The organism is Pseudomonas sp. ChxA (assembly GCF_030263855.1).
Taxonomy (GTDB): Bacteria; Pseudomonadota; Gammaproteobacteria; order Pseudomonadales; family Pseudomonadaceae; genus Aquipseudomonas; species Aquipseudomonas fluorescens_CB.
This window is the reverse complement of record NZ_JARPMK010000001.1, coordinates 4,099,594-4,114,169: the sequence shown is the minus strand read 5'-3', so window position 1 is coordinate 4,114,169 and position 14,576 is coordinate 4,099,594. Positions and strand designations below refer to the sequence as shown.

General features: G+C 60.0%; 10 protein-coding genes. 6 read left to right on the top strand and 4 right to left on the bottom strand.

All coding sequences use genetic code 11. The features are described from left to right. Position 1: 1 nt before the first annotated feature. The 5 genes from icmH to P5706_RS18250 all read left to right on the top strand — a co-directional run bounded on the left by icmH (position 2) and on the right by P5706_RS18250 (position 7,910). A complete protein-coding gene (gene icmH, locus P5706_RS18270; RefSeq protein ID WP_285682764.1) occupies positions 2-868 on the top strand; it encodes a type IVB secretion system protein IcmH/DotU in 867 nt (288 codons plus the stop codon). Positions 869-883: 15 nt separating this feature from the next. Next, a complete protein-coding gene (gene tssM, locus P5706_RS18265) occupies positions 884-4,261 on the top strand; it encodes a type VI secretion system membrane subunit TssM (RefSeq protein WP_285680650.1) in 3,378 nt (1,125 codons plus the stop codon). After that, positions 4,258-4,989 (top strand): PP2C family protein-serine/threonine phosphatase, encoded by a 732-nt coding sequence (locus P5706_RS18260; protein WP_285680648.1) that lies wholly within the window; start codon positions 4,258-4,260, stop codon positions 4,987-4,989. Before tssM ends, P5706_RS18260 begins: the two co-directional genes overlap by 4 nt. Beyond that, complete coding sequence (locus tag P5706_RS18255; protein ID WP_200433630.1) at positions 4,986-5,828, top strand: serine/threonine-protein kinase; 843 nt, start codon at positions 4,986-4,988, stop codon at positions 5,826-5,828. The genes P5706_RS18260 and P5706_RS18255 overlap by 4 nt, the downstream gene beginning before the upstream one ends. Before the next feature lie 750 nt (positions 5,829-6,578). Further along, entirely contained in the window at positions 6,579-7,910 is a 1,332-nt protein-coding gene (locus P5706_RS18250) for an IS110 family RNA-guided transposase (protein WP_285679304.1), read from the top strand. A gap of 576 nt (positions 7,911-8,486) precedes the next feature. Here P5706_RS18250 and P5706_RS18245 read toward each other — a convergent pair. After that, positions 8,487-8,816 carry a DUF6388 family protein gene (locus P5706_RS18245; RefSeq protein WP_285680645.1) on the bottom strand — a complete coding sequence of 110 codons (330 nt, stop codon included), beginning with the start codon at positions 8,814-8,816 and terminating at the stop codon, positions 8,487-8,489. Positions 8,817-9,111: 295 nt separating this feature from the next. On the opposite strand from P5706_RS18245, the gene P5706_RS18240 reads away from it, so the two are divergent. Beyond that, the gene (locus tag P5706_RS18240; protein ID WP_200434379.1) at positions 9,112-11,184 is read left to right on the top strand and encodes an EAL domain-containing protein; all 2,073 of its coding nucleotides are present in this window, start codon (positions 9,112-9,114) and stop codon (positions 11,182-11,184) included. On the opposite strand, the gene P5706_RS18235 is transcribed toward P5706_RS18240, so the two are convergent. The 3 genes from P5706_RS18235 to P5706_RS18225 are packed head-to-tail and all read right to left on the bottom strand — an operon-like array spanning position 11,181 to position 14,467. Next, entirely contained in the window at positions 11,181-12,029 is an 849-nt protein-coding gene (locus tag P5706_RS18235) for a metal-dependent hydrolase (protein WP_285680642.1), read from the bottom strand. The genes P5706_RS18240 and P5706_RS18235 overlap by 4 nt on opposite strands. A 15-nt stretch (positions 12,030-12,044) precedes the next feature. Beyond that, on the bottom strand, positions 12,045-12,935 hold the full coding sequence (locus tag P5706_RS18230) for an SDR family NAD(P)-dependent oxidoreductase (protein WP_200434381.1): 891 nt from the start codon (positions 12,933-12,935) through the stop codon (positions 12,045-12,047). Continuing rightward, positions 12,932-14,467: a flavin-containing monooxygenase gene (locus P5706_RS18225; RefSeq protein WP_285680640.1), complete on the bottom strand. Its 1,536-nt coding sequence runs from the start codon at positions 14,465-14,467 to the stop codon at positions 12,932-12,934. Before P5706_RS18225 ends, P5706_RS18230 begins: the two co-directional genes overlap by 4 nt. Between the last annotated feature and the right edge of the window lie 109 nt (positions 14,468-14,576).

The window sequence follows — 14,576 nt, the reverse complement described above, 5'->3', positions numbered from 1 at the left end:
GATGAACATGGACAGTGAATACCCGCTGGATGAAAAAACCGTGTTGCTGGACCGTAATGGCCACGGCCCGGAACAGCGTCCGGTGACGGACTTCCCCTCGCCACCGCGTTTTGAGCAGTTGGAGGACCGCATGGTCTACGCCGCCGCTGTGCAGGGCGCGCAACGTTTCAACGTGGGCCTTAACCCGCTGGTGGCGGCTGCCTGGGAACTGCTGTCCGAGGTGCTTGAACTCAAACTCAGCAGTGGCCGGGAAAACCTGCAGACGCTCAATGACCGCCTGGCCGCAAGCCTCACACGCTTTGAAGTCCGCGCCCAGCATGAAGGCATGGAAAGCGCTCAGGTGATTGCTGCCCGTTATGTGCTGTGCAGCGTCGTGGATGAGGCGGTGGTCACCACGGCGTGGGGGAGTCGCAGCGACTGGTCGAAGATCAGTCTGCTGAGTCGTTTTCATAACGAAACCTTTGGCGGCGAAAAGTTTTTCCAGCTCTTGGAGCGGCTGTCCCGCGACCCCGTAAAGCACTTGGCCATGCTGGAGTTGATGTACCTGTGCCTGTCGATGGGTTTTGAAGGCAAATACAGGGTCATGGAGCGCGGTGTGACCGAGCTTGAGGGCGTCCGTGATGCCTTGTATCGCCAGATAAGACACGTACGTGGCGCCCCGGTGTCTGTGTTTGCAAGTGCCTTGCGACCGCAGCAGGCACGCCGCAGGCGACTGCGCATGCTCTCTGCACGCTGGTGTATGGCGTTGGGCTTGATCGCTTTGCTGGCGATGTATTCGGCAACTGCCTGGGTATTGGGGCAGGAACGAGCCCATGCGTTGCAACCCTTTCAATCTTCGGCGCCGGAACTGACTCTGACGCCCTTGTAACGCTGGGAACATTGAATGAACGCATTCTTTAAGGGCGTGGGCACCATGCTGCGCATCGTTTGGGTATGGAGCTTGTTGCTGGTGCTTTCCAGCGCCTGCCTGGTGTGGTTTTTCGGGCCTGTGCTGGCAGTGGATGACCACCGGTTCTGGCAAGGTGCTCCGGCTCGGCTCGTGACTATCAGCGCGCTGTTTCTGCTATGGGGGCTGGCGATGGTCATTACGGGCGCACGCCACAGCGCTCGGCCCCGAACTGACGAGCTTCGGGCCGAGCGTCAGCATCCGGCGCTGGTAGAGGATGAGCGCAAACAGGTGCGCAGCCGCTTCAAGGACGCGCTGTACACCTTGAAAACATCTCGCCAATATCTCGGGCGCGGCGCGCGCTCCCGCAATGAACTGCCTTGGTACTTGTTGATCGGACAACCAGGCAGTGGCAAGAGCGCTTTGCTGGCGGCGAATGGCTTGCGGCGCCCGCCGGATCACGTTCAATCAGCCTCACCTGGGGCCAGCGCCTACTGTGATTGGTTCTTCGCCGACCAGGGCGTCCTGATGGAGAGTGCCGGGCGCTACCTGGACCAACCCGACCGCGTGGTCGATGCCGCAGGCTGGTCGACATTACTCGGTCTGCTCAAGTCCAGGCGCCGGGTACGTCCACTCAATGGCGTGGTGGTGACGTTGTCGGTGGACACCTTGCTGGGCAGCAATGAGCACGATCTGGAGCGCCACGCACGGCATGTGCATTCGCGTTTACAGGATATCCAGCAGACGCTGCACATCGATATTCCGGTGTATCTGGTGCTGACTCACGCTGACCACATCCCGGGCTTTACCGCGTTTTTTGATACGCCGCAGGACAGCACCGCAGAGGGCGTACTGGGTGAACTGATCACCGGCAGCCACACGGGTGTGCCTATGGCGCAGGTGCGCCAGGCGTTCGAGGCGTTGCTGGAGCGCCTGAGTGGCGAACTGGTGCAGCGCCTGCACCAGGAGCGCAATGTACAGCGCCGAGGCCTGATGCTGGATTTTGCGCCCCAGGTGGCACGCATCGGTGAGCGTTTATGCCTGTTTATCGAGGTGGCGTTCTGCGCCCATCGCAATCAGCGCATCCAGGGGTTGCGAGGTTTCTATTTGACCAGTGCGGGTGAGCGGCACGAACGCTTTGCCCAAGGTCTTTTCAACCAGGTGATTTTCGCCGAGGCCGATCTTGCGGGGCTGCACACCGAAGAGCACCGACGCATTCGTTGGCAGCAGGCGGGATGGGCCAGCGCCGTAGCGCTGGTCATCGGTGCGGCGGGCATGCTCTGGATGAACAGCTATTGGATCAATCACCAACGCCTGGAGCAGTTGGCGCAGTTAGGGCAAGTTAATGCGCAGACTTCTGCCGATGCGGACCAGACGTTGGCGTTACTGACGCTGCTGGACAAGCGCCTGGCGGCCACTCGGGTTTTTCCGCCGGTGTCGGACGCGGGCGTGCTGGAAAGGGCCGGACTGTTTCAGGGGGAAGTGAGCCGCCCAGTGTTAGTCGATGCTTACAACGACGCCCTGCAGCACATGGTCGCCCAGGTCGCTTCGCTGCTCGAAGAACGCGTGCGGTCCAGCCTTGGGGATCGCGAACGGTTACTGGATAACCTGCGCGCCTACCTGATGCTCAACCTGCGCGAGCGACGTGATACTGGGTGGTTGGCGGAGCGTGTGGCCACTCGGTGGTCGGAGCGCTTTACCGGCGAGGCCTCGACGCAGGCACGCCTGAGTGAGCACTTCGGCCGGCTGCTTGAACAACCCTTCGCCGCGCCGCTCAATGATGAGTTGGTCGCCCAGGCGCGCCAGGTGTTGCGCGCAGAGTCGCTGGCAGACGTGGTGTATCGCGTGCTGCGCGAGCAATCGCACACGCTGGAACCTATCCGCCTTACGGACGGCACAGTTTTCACGGCGCTGGATCAACCGATTGCCGGTTTTTACAGCAAGCGCTATGTGCAGTATTTCGACCAGCAAGGCCCGCGACTGGTTAACGCGATTGTTCAGGACAATTGGGTGCTGGGGCAGGCGACCGACCTTAGTACGATGGAATTGCGCCGGTTGATAGTCGAACTGGAACAGCGCTATTTCAGTGAGTACGCCGATGCGTGGAGCCAGGCCCTGGGGCAGATTCATTTACGCGAAACCGAAAACCTGCGCCAGGATGCGGAGCAACTGGCGAGCCTCACCTCGGCGCAATCACCGTTGCTATTGTTGTTACAACAGGTGCGTGAAAATACCCGTTTGCTAGCCACTGATGACCCGATGTCAGCGGTGCCCCACGAGGCAGGTGACGTGGCTGCCATCGCTGTGTCGATGGCTGCCCGTGTACGCGCAGGTGTTTTGCCCAAGCCCACAGGCGATGACGCCGCAAGACGCGCTTTGCAACGCCGTTTCGAGCCTTTGCATCAGCTGCTTGATGAGCAGCAAAACCCGGGTGAACAACTGACCCAGGCGTTGCGCCAGCTTGACGCTGTACACCTGCAACTGGCGGCGCTGAACCGCGAAGGGGCGCCGGAGCAGGCGGCTTTCCAGATGGTAAAACGGCGAATGGAAGGGCAACAGCCTGGGCTGGGACAGTTACGTGATGTTGCCGCACGTTTGCCGCTGCCGCTCAAAGGTTGGATTGAGGGCCTTGCCGACGACAGTTGGCGGCATTTGTTCGATGAGGCCTATACGCATGTGAACCAACGCTATCGGAGCGAGGTGTATAGCCTGTACGCCAGGGCTATCCGCCAGCGTTACCCGTTCAATGCCCATGCCAGCAGTGACGTGGCCGTGGGCGACTTCGAGGAGTTTTTCAAACCCCAGGGCGTGTTGGCAAAATTCCATGACAGTTACCTGCGCCCGTTTATCAGCGCCGACGGCGGGCGTTATCGCTTGCGCGGCCTGGAAGGCCAAAGCTTGCCAATGTCGCGCGCGATACTGGAGCAACTCGGCAAAGCGCAGACCATCCGCCGTAGTTTTTTCAGTGGCGACCAGGGCGAACTGGCGGTTCGATTTACGTTGGCACCTTATAGCCTGGACCAGGCGGTCAGCCGTGCGGTGTTGAGCTTTGGCGGTCAGCAGCTGGAGTACCGTCATGGGCCGATTGTGCCTGTGACGTTCCAGTGGCCCAGTGAAGTGGAAAATGGTCGCAGCAGCCTGGTTTTGGAGCGCGGCGCACAACGACCGTTGGGCATCGAGAAGAACAGCGGGGCCTGGTCGTTGTTTCGGTTCTTTGACTTGCTGCAAAGCGAGCCTGCCAGCGGGCGCGATGCGCAGATACTCAAGTCCGACCTCGCCGGTTTACGTGCCAATTACCTGTTGGTCAGCCAGCGCACACCCAGCCCGTTTCAGATGGACACATGGCGCACGTTCCGTTTACCGGAGCAACTATGACCGCGCGACAAGCTTGCGCAGTGAGCGCGGCACGCACCCAACGTGGCAAGGCCAGGCAGCGCAACGAAGATGCGTTTCTTGACTGCCCGCAACAGGGTTTTTGGGCGGTTGCCGATGGTATGGGTGGCCACCGGGCCGGGCACAGGGCCAGCCAATGGGTTGTCGACAGCCTTGCCGCGTTGCCGGCCCAGGGTACGTTCGATCAGCGCATCGATGCGGTGCGGCGATGCCTGCAACGGCTCAACCAGTGTTGGGGGGATAACGCCTCACCGCCGGCCGAAGGCCGCGACGACAGGATGGGCAGTACCGTGGTGGTTCTGCTGCTGGAAGACCGTCGCGCAGCGTGTATCTGGGCAGGGGACAGCCGCTGTTACCTGTGGCGAGGCGGGCGGTTGTATCAGCTGTCGCGCGATCATTCACTGCTGCGCCAATTGATGGATGAGCAGCGGTTGAGCATGGCGCAGGCCCAGGCGCATCCCGACGCCAGGGCATTGACCCGCGCCGTAGGCGCTCGGCACCCGCTGAAACTCGAGGTGCTGGAGTTGGGCGCGCACCCAGGCGATGTGTTTGTGCTGTGCAGTGACGGTGTGTACCAGGCGATGACGCATGCCGAGTTGGGCAGCGCCATGGACAGCGGTACGCCGCAACAGGTCGTGGCGCAGCTGTTCACGGCAGCGTTACGCGGGCCGGCGCGGGATGACCTGACGGCCGTGGTGGTGCACGCATGACCACGGCACCTGGCATGCCCACCTTGCTGGCGGGGCGTTATCACCTTGAGCGCGTGCTGGGCTCGGGCGGCATGGGCGTGGTCTACCGGGCGCGCGACCTGTTGCACGAACAGTTTGGCGAGCCCTGTTCCAATGTGGCAATCAAGGTGCTGGGTGAGAATCTCCGATTGGCGCCGGATGCACATGTGCTGCTCTACAGCGAGTTCGCCCTGACCCGCAGCCTGCAGCATGAGCGCGTGGTGCGAATGTTTGCGTTCGAGGTGGATGTCAGCAGCCAGATGGCCTTTTTCAGCATGGAGTTAATGCACGGTATGACCCTGGACCGACTGCTGCTGGAGTGTCCCGATGGCTTGCCGTGGCGTGAGTTGCAGCCCCTGGCCGTGCAGTTGCTGGATGCCGTGGCGTATGTGCATCGCCAAGGTGTGCTGCATGGTGATGTGAAACCGGTGAATATCATGGTGGGTGAAGAGGGCATTCGTTTGTTCGATTTCGGCCTCGGGCGGGCGATGGCGGATGTTATGGCGGGTTTGCCGGTTTTGAGTCGTGACCGGTTTAACGCCTGGACACCGGCTTATGCGGCGCCGGAGTTGTTGGCAGGCGGTGCGCTGACGGCGGGTGCTGATCTGTATGCGGTGGCCTGTGTGATCTATGAGTTGGCCCATGGCAGGCGCTTGGGTGAGCGTGGCGCCACTGAGCGACTGCAGCGCCCCCGACAGTTGCCGGCAGGATGCTGGCCGGCGTTGCGCTTGGCCTTGGCTATGGACCCTGAGCGTCGAACGATCAGCGTAGAGGCGTTGGGCGAGGTAATGGCGCGTTGTCGATGGCGCTGGTTCGGGTAGCTACCGGTGCCTGGCAAGGTATCGATTTGGCCTACGCTGTGTATCGGCTGTTTTGTGGGGATCTGGTTTTCTGTGGGAGCTGGCTTGGCTGCGATGGCGGTTTGTCGGTGTACATATCCGTTGCTGCGGTAACGGCTTCTATCGGTTCCGCTCTTACAGCGGGTCACTTTTGCAAGGACGCAAAAGTAACCAAAAGGTCCTCGCCCCACCACTCGGCACCTCGCTAAGGCTCGGTGTGCCCGCACTCCGGCTTGAATCCGTGGGCCGCCGCGATGGGCCATCCTTGGCCCAGCGCGGCTAACCCGGCGTCCTGCCGGGTTACCCACGGATTCAAGCCTGCGTTCGGCCAGCGTGGTTAACGGGGCGTCTCAGATCAAAAGCAGATCAAGATCAAGATCTACAGCACGGCGGCCTGAAAGCCGACCTGAGTGGTTGAAGCAAAAGCCAGATCAAGTGCAAGGCAAAAGCTTATCTGAATACACTGAAGAACTGCTTTTCTGTGGGAGGCCCCGCCACCTCTTCGATGTAGCGCTGTCGCGCATCAAACTGGTTCATCGTAAGGTTGAAGAACGCGGGCGGGGCAAAGGCCGTAACCAGCACTGGTGTGACAGCACCCGAGTGGGAGAGTGGCCTGCACGGTATCGGCGTGGAGTCATTGTCGGCACAGCTAGCTGTGACCACGTATAAGAGAGTGAATCCGCTCGCCACCGTGTACCCCGCCCGCGTCATTCAATCCTGCGAGGAATTGTCATGACGCGCAAGAACCAAAAACGGTTTGAAGTTATTCACCCTGACTGCGCTGCCGTTGATGTTGGCGGCGGTGAACATTTGGCTGCCGTTGATCCGACGAAATGCGATGACCCGGTTAAAAGGTTTTCAACCTTCACCGACGATTTGCACGCCATGGCCGATTGGTTTGAGTCCATGGGCGTCAAGATGGTGGCGATGGAGGCGACCGGCGTTTATTGGATCCCACTTTTCGAGATACTGGATAGACGAGGTTTTGAGGTCTATCTCGTTAACTCCCGCGCGACTCGACAAATTACCGGACGAAAGTCCGATGTACTGGATTGCCAGTGGATTCTTCAGCTCATGACGCACGGCCTGTTGAGAGGCGCTTTTCGGCCCTCGGACGAAGTGTGCTCACTGCGCTCACTGGTCCGTCAGCGTGGCAATAAGGTGCGTGACCAAGCCAAAGCGCTTAATCGGATGCAAAAGGCGCTGGTCCAAATGAACATCCAGCTGGCTCAGGTCATCAGCAACATTGCCGGGGTGACGGGCATGAGCATTTTGCGAGCAATCGTTAAAGGCGAACGGGACCCCGAAGTACTCGCCATGCTCAGAGACAAGCGCGTCAAAGCAGACCAGGCCACTGTCGCCCGCAGCTTGCGCGGTAATTGGCGAGCCGAGCATTTGCATGCGCTGAGTCAGGAGTTGGCAGCTTATGATTTTCTGGAAAAACAGATTGGCGAGTGTGATCAAGCCATTGCGCAGGCACTGGAGCGACTACCCGTTCTTCAGGCGGATGTTGTTCCGCCCAGCAAAACACTGCGCAACCCACACCGCTCAAATGAGCAGCAACTGATTTTGCATCGCGCGCTGAACAAGGTCATGGGCGTGGATTTGACCGCAATCCCAACCATCGGAATCGACACGGCGTTGGTTTTGGCCAGTGAATTGGGGGCGGATTTATCACGCTTTCCGACTTCGCAGCACTTCTGTTCGTGGCTAGGCCTTGCACCGCCGACGAGAATTTCGGGAGGAAAACCCCTTCCTGGAAAGACGGTGAAAGTGATTAATCGAGCTGCGCAAGCGCTGAAGCAAGCTGCCTCTATTGCACGCAACGATAAAAGTTTTATCGGTGCCAGCCACCGAGCGCGCCTGACCCGGATGGACACCTGTTGTGCCATCAAGGCGACAGCTCATCAACTGGCACGGCTGATCTACGCGATGCTGACCAAAGGTCAGCCTTATGTTGAGAAGGGAATGGAGGAATTTGAAGAACGTAGCCGAGACCGACAACTGCGCGCCCTGGAACGCAAGGCGCGAAAGTTGGGGTTGCAGCTGATTGAAGCGGCTTAATTTTTAAGAGCAAAAACAATGAGTTATTTTTTGTTTGATAAGAGCTGGCTTGCCTGCGATGCAGACACCTCGGTACATCAGTTACACAGAGTTGATGCCATCGCAGGCAAGCCAGCTCCCACATTAGACCGAGCATGGCTTTGCTGTTGCTGTTGCTGTTGCTGTTGCTGTTGCTGTTGCTGTTGCCCTTACATCCTTTTCGCTGGCGAAGTCAGCGGTCTTTTGATCTGCGCTTTTGATCTTGATCTTGATCTGAAATCGCCCCGTTAAACACGATGGCCGGAATCTGACAGTGATTTGGGGGGTAAACCGGCAGGGATGCCGGTTTAGCCGCGCTGGGCCAAGGATGGCCCATCGCGGCGGCCCCCCAAATCACTGTCGGATTGCGGGCATGCCGAGCCTAAGCGAGGCACCGAGTGTTGGGGCGAGGACCTTTTGGTTACTTTTGCGTCCTTGCAAAAGTGACCCGCTGTAAGAGCGGAACCCTACTCAGCCGTTACCGCAGCAACGGATATGTACCCCTACCAAACACCCCCCGCCAAACCGCCATCGCAGGCAAACCAGCTCCCACATTACCTACCCAGCCAACTCATGCAGCCGGCAGTACTCCTCCCAACCCAACCCCGCCATCTGCGCGACTTCTTTATGCACTTCCAGGCGCTGCGCCTCAAAAGCTTCAGCCGACTCGGCCGTCAACTTCAGCGTCAGCTCCCAGGCAAACAGATGTTGGCGCTCAGCCTCGGCCTCGAAAGCCTCATGCAAGCGCTCGGCGCGATACTGCGCGAGGGTTTCGCCTTTGGCTTGGGCGGCCAGAGGGTTGAGGGTATCCAGTTGCGTCGCTACCTCGGGGTGTTCACTCAAGAAACGGTCGAGGGCGCGCTGGTGGTTATCACCGGGTTCTGACAAGGGCTTACTCCTGATGGGATGAAGTGAATAGATGGGGTCACGCTCCAGGCTTTGCAATCAGCTAGCGGGCAATTGCCGCGTAGGCGCGCAGGGTCGCTGGCCTGGGCATCGGGAAACGGGTTTGAGGGCTAACCCGACGGTTGCGACAAGCCGCGCAAACTGAAATTAATTCTGAATAATTAATCGTAGTGCGGCAAAAGCCTTTCGCAACCGGTAGGTGGCCGTGTAGCGTTACATGGGATTTCTGGGCACTGCCAAGTATGGGCAGAAAGCGATACGGGCAGAGGGACGGGGCATGGCGCAAACGCTGTTCAAACTTTTCCTCACCCAACGCCTGGCGGCCTTGGCCAGCACCGAGTCATTGCGCGCTATCCGCGAGGGCTTGCTGTGGATACTGCCGTGCCTGCTGGTGTCAGCCGGTTTCCTGATCCTGTCTGAATGCGCCAACGTGCTGGGCTTCGATCCGCAGGTGGTGGCTTTCCTGTCTGGGCTGCACAACCAGATCAGCTCGGTGATCCCGCTGCTGGTGGCGGCATCGATTGGCTACATGCTCGCCATACAGCACCGCCTGCCACAGTTGCCGGTGGCATTTTTGTGCCTGGCCCACGTGGTGGTTGCCACGTTTGTGTTGCGTGATTACCCGCGAGCATCGGCGACGTTTGTGTTGTTTATCGCCATTGCTTCGCCGCTGTTGAATGTGCCGGCGATCGCCTGGCTGCACCGTTTTCGCTGGACCCGCCTGGTCAACGAAAACCTGGTGGGCCACAACCTGCGCGGCACCATCAATATGGTGGTGCCGGGCGCCATTACGGCGTTGTTGCTAGTGGTGGTGTTGTCGTTGCTGGTGCAGATTCCCTATGTGGCGCAGTTGCAGGGGCCGCAGGTACTGGATGCGCTGCAATCACCCTATGGCAGCGGGTTGTTTGTCACCCTGATGAACTCATTGCTGTGGTTTTTCGGCATTCACGGGGTGTACGCCATGCAGCCGCTGTTCGATGTGCTGGACCAGGCCGTGGTGCTCAATGGCGCCGCGCTCGCGGCGGGTGAACCGGTCAAGTACCTGCTCAACAGTGGCTTGCTCGGTTCTTTCGCATTTATCGGTGGCTCGGGCGGGGCGTTGTGTTTGCTGCTGGCGATCCTGTTGTTTTCCAAGAGCCAATCCATGCGTTTGCTGGCGATGGCCAGTCTGCCGCTGTCGTTGTTCAATGTCAGCGAAGTGCTGTTGTTCGGTTTGCCGATCATCCTTAACCCACGCTTGTTTATCCCATTTTTGCTGGTGCCGGCGTTCAACACCCTGCTGGCCTTGACGGTGGTGCAGTTGGGCTGGGTCTCGCCGGCGGTGGCCAGCGTGCCATTTACCGCGCCCGTGCTGCTCAATGCCTACCTCAGCACCCACGGCGACGTGGCGGCGGTGGTGCTGCAAGTGCTGCTGTTGGGCCTGGGCACGCTGGTGTATGCGCCGTATGTGCGCGCGATTCATCGCCAGTCCAGTGAGGGCGGTACGGTATACCTCAAGTCGTTGGACATGACCTTCCGTGGCCTCGAAGAGAAAGGCCGCCTGCTGGAATTGGACCCGGTGTTGGCGTCGCACAAGGCGGCCGCCCGCCAGGCTGTCGAACTGAGCCGTATCCAGCAGATCAGCGATTACGAGTTCTACCTGGAATTCCAGCCCCAAGTCTCGACCCGCACCGGCTTGTGTACCGGCTGCGAGGCGCTGATGCGCGCGCGCGACAGCCAGGGCACGGTGCATTCGCCCTGGGAGTTCCTGCAATGGCTGGCCCAGGCGCGGTTGATGCCGGACGTGGATGTGTGGGTGGCGTCCCAGGCGGTGCGCCAGTATCAGAAGTGGCAAAAGATCGGCTTTGCCTTGCCCATGACCATCAATATTTCCAGCGCCACGCTCACCCAGGCTGACTATGGCGAGCGCCTGGTGGAGATTCTCGCGCAGGCCCGTGGGCAGGTCTCGGTGGAAATCACCGAAGATGCGTTGGTCGGTGATGTGCAGGCCACCCGCCAGACCATCCAGAGGCTCCAGGCGATCGGCGCCAAGGTGTATATCGATGACTTCGGCACCGGGTTTTCGGCCTTGAGTTACCTGCACCAGTTCCCGGTGGACTTTATCAAGATCGACCGCAGTTTCGTGGTGGCCCAGCGCGACCCCAAAGGCGCACAGGTGTTGACCGGCATGCTGCGTTTTTGTGAGGCGCTGAACCTGGGCGTGGTGGTCGAGGGTGTGGAAACCGCCGAGCAGTTGGCCTTTTTGAACACCGGCAGCGAGCTGTTTATCCAGGGCTGGTATTACAGTAAGGCGCTGCCCGGCGACCTGCTGCCGGGCTTTGTCCGCAGGCGTGCGGCGGCTCAGGCTTAAGCGTGGGCGGACGCGTATTCGCGCTGGGTTCGTTCGATCTCTTCGACCAGATCGTCGATACCCGCCAGGCGTGCACGGTTGTCATGGTCCCAGGGGTGAAAGCCCGGTTTGAAGTAGTGCAGCCACGGCCGCACCATGCGTGGGAACACGCCCTTGGGCCCGTATAGAAACTTGAGCATGCGCCAGAACCCTTTCAGTTGCCCTCCGGCTTTGCGGTCGGCCATCAGCAGGCGCACATGGAAATCAAACACCACCAGCCAGAACAGCAGCGTGGTGGTCAACATGGTGCCGGTGCGTAATAAATAACGCATCGGCCCCGGCTTGATCACGGTGTTCCACACATCGAACGCCACGGCCTTGTGCTCGGTTTCTTCCAGGGCGTGCCAGTACCACATCTGCTGGTAACCCTTGAGTGACTCTCCAAAACGCGACGGGTCGCTGAGCAGGATTTCCGCGAGCATCGCCGTGTAGTGTTCCAGGGCGATGGTCACCGCTAGGTTGAACGACGGTGGCAGGTGTTTCTTTTGCAGGTCGAGGAAGAACTTCAGGCGCTTGTCGAGGGTGTGCGCTGGCAGACCGGCCGCTTGCAAGTGATCGTTGTAGGCCACGTGTTCGCGGCTGTGCATGGCTTCCTGGCCGATAAACCCCTGGATTTCTTTCTTCATCGCCGGGTCGTCGATGCGCTGGCGATAGTGGCGCACGCTGTCCATGAAAAACAGCTCGCCCTGGGGAAACAACAGCGACAGCGCATTGAAGAAGTGCGTGATAAAGGGGCCTTGTTCGTGCCAGTCCTTGATGCGCTCGGCAGGCAAGGCAAAACGGATATCGCGACGGATCGGCAGCATGGTGCGTGCTCCTGTTCAGAGACGGGTTTCGTCGTTGGTTTCGAACACCGGCGTGCGTGGTTTGGGCGCCATACGCTTGCTGGCGAACACCACAAGGGCTTGATAGGCCGCCGGCAGGCAACGGGCGAGCAGGTCGAGAAAATACGCGTCGCGACCGATCAGCACGCGGCGCTTGTTCTTGCGTACGCCTTGCAGAATCACCTTGGCGGCCTGGTCGGCGTCGGTGATGAAGAGTTTTTCGAAGTCGGCGCGGGCCTGTTGCTCGTTGTGGATCAGAAAGCCGGTCATGTTCGCGTCGATACGGCTGCTGCGGCAGATATCGGTGCGAATGCCGCCAGGGTGTACGCAGGTGGCGGACACACCGCAGCCTTGCAGGTCGAGCTCCTGGCGCAGCGATTCGGTAAAGCCGCGCACGGCAAACTTGGTCGCGTTGTAGCCGCTCATGCCTGGCTGGGCGAACAGGCCGAACACGCTGGAGGTGTTGACCACATGCCCGTCGCCGCTGGCTTTGAGGTGCGGCAGAAACGCCTTGGTGCCATGCACCACGCCCCAGAAATTGATGCCGACGATCCACTCAAGGTCGGCATAGTCCACGCCCTCGACGGTACTCGATAGCGCCACGCCGGCATTATTGAAAATCAGGTTGACCTGGCCATGCTCGGCCATGCAGCGTGCGGCCCAATCCTCCATGGCCTGGCGGTCGGCCACATCGACGACGTGGGTGGTGATCATGACCGGCGACAAGGTCGACGTTTTGATCAGCGCCAAGGTGTGTTCCAAGCCTTGGCTGTTCTTGTCCGAAAGCGCCAGGTGGCAGCCTTCACGCGCCAATGCGAGTGCCAGGGCGCGACCCATACCGGAAGCTGCGCCGGTGATTGCCGCCACGCGGCCATTGAATGACTTCATGACAGGCTGCCTTCTACGGTGGGTTGCGGGGCCACTACCGCACGCGGCGCAGAGGCCGGCAACGGGTTGGCGAGGTAGTCCTTGAGGGCAAAGTGCCGGGTGACCTGTTTGAAACGCCAGGTCGATCCGGGCCACAGCGTGGTGTTTTTGCCGGTGCGCGGGTCCAGGTACCAACTTTGGCAACCACCGGTGTTCCAGATGGTGCGCTTGAGCTTGTCCTGCAGTTGCTGGTTGTAAGCCTGTTCGATGGCAGGTTTGACCTCGACCGTGGCAATGCGCTGGTGCTGCATGTGCTTGAGCGCATCGAGGATGTAGCTGACCTGGGCCTCGATCATCAGGATCATCGAATTATGCCCCAGGCCCGTATTAGGCCCGACAATCAGGAACAGGTTGGGATAACCCGGCACCGTCGTGCCTTTATAGGCATGGGCGCCATCGCGCCAAGCGTCCATCAAGTCGACACCGTCGCGACCGATGATGCAGTCGCGGGGCAGCGGGTCGGTGGCCTGGAAGCCGGTGCCGAAAATCAGGCAGTCGGCCGGGTGCTTGATGCCGTCGCTGGTGATCACGCCGTCGGCTTCGATGCGCAGCACGGTGTCGGTGACCACCTCGACATTGCTGCGTGACAGCGCCGGGTAATAGTCATTGGAGATCAGTACGCGCTTGCAGCCGATGGTGTAGTCGGGCGTCAGGGTTTTGCGCAGGGAAGGGCGCGCCACCTGTTTGCGCAGGTGCCGCAGGGCGATCTTCTGTACCATCTTCATCAACCGTGGGTGCAGGGCAAAACCCACCACGCGGCCTTCCAGCGCCCAGTAAAAAGCGCCGCGCACCAGACGTTGGGTAAACGGCAGGTGTTTGAAGGCCCAGCGTTCGAGCCTTGAAATCTCGCGATCCGGCTTGGGCATGATCCACGGTGGCTTGCGCTGGAACAGGTCCAAGTGCGCCACCTGCGGCGCGATCTGCGGCACGAACTGGATCGCACTGGCGCCGGTGCCGATCACCGCTACGCGCTTGCCTTTCAACGAATAGTCGTGATCCCAGTGCTGGGAGTGGAAGCGTTTGCCCTTGAAGCTGTCCAGTCCTGGAATATCCGGCAACGCCGGACGCGACAGGCCGCCCATGCCCGACACCAGCACCCGCGCGCTGACCTGGCGGCCATCGCTGAAACTCAGTTGCCAGCGTTGCTGCTGCTCATCAAACACCGCGCGTTGCAGGCCCATGCCGAAGCGCAAATAAGGCGCCAGCCCGAACCGCTGCGCGCATTGCTCAAGGTAAGCGCGGATCTCCGCCTGCGGCGCGAATTGCCGGGTCCAGTTGGGGTTGGGCGCAAACGAAAACGAATACACATGGGACTGCACGTCGCAGGCGCAGCCCGGGTAATGGTTGTCACGCCAGGTGCCGCCGAGGGTGTCGGCCTGCTCGGCGATAAAGAAGTCGGTAAGCCCGGCTTCCTTGAGTTTGATCGCCATGCACAGGCCGGCAAAGCCTGAACCGATGATGGCGATGTCGATGGAATCACTGTGGGCATTCATAGGCTGTCCCTCATGGGCATCAGATGTGCTCCTGTTTTTGTTTTGTCTTTTAGATAGAACACCATTGCAAAGAAAAAATGAATTAATTATTTTAAAAAAGATTTTAAAT

Bases quoted from the DNA above. Each gene is read 5' to 3' on its own strand.
- P5706_RS18235 (WP_285680642.1), bottom strand. From the start codon at position 12,029: ATGCTGCCGATCCGTCGCGATATCCGTTTTGCCTTGCCTGCCGAGCGC.
- P5706_RS18260 (WP_285680648.1), top strand. From the start codon at position 4,258: ATGACCGCGCGACAAGCTTGCGCAGTGAGCGCGGCACGCACCCAACGT.
- P5706_RS18250 (WP_285679304.1), top strand. From the start codon at position 6,579: ATGACGCGCAAGAACCAAAAACGGTTTGAAGTTATTCACCCTGACTGC.
- P5706_RS18225 (WP_285680640.1), bottom strand. From the start codon at position 14,467: ATGAATGCCCACAGTGATTCCATCGACATCGCCATCATCGGTTCAGGC.
- P5706_RS18240 (WP_200434379.1), top strand. From the start codon at position 9,112: ATGGCGCAAACGCTGTTCAAACTTTTCCTCACCCAACGCCTGGCGGCC.
- P5706_RS18255 (WP_200433630.1), top strand. From the start codon at position 4,986: ATGACCACGGCACCTGGCATGCCCACCTTGCTGGCGGGGCGTTATCAC.
- icmH (WP_285682764.1), top strand. From the start codon at position 2: ATGAACATGGACAGTGAATACCCGCTGGATGAAAAAACCGTGTTGCTG.
- tssM (WP_285680650.1), top strand. From the start codon at position 884: ATGAACGCATTCTTTAAGGGCGTGGGCACCATGCTGCGCATCGTTTGG.
- P5706_RS18230 (WP_200434381.1), bottom strand. From the start codon at position 12,935: ATGAAGTCATTCAATGGCCGCGTGGCGGCAATCACCGGCGCAGCTTCC.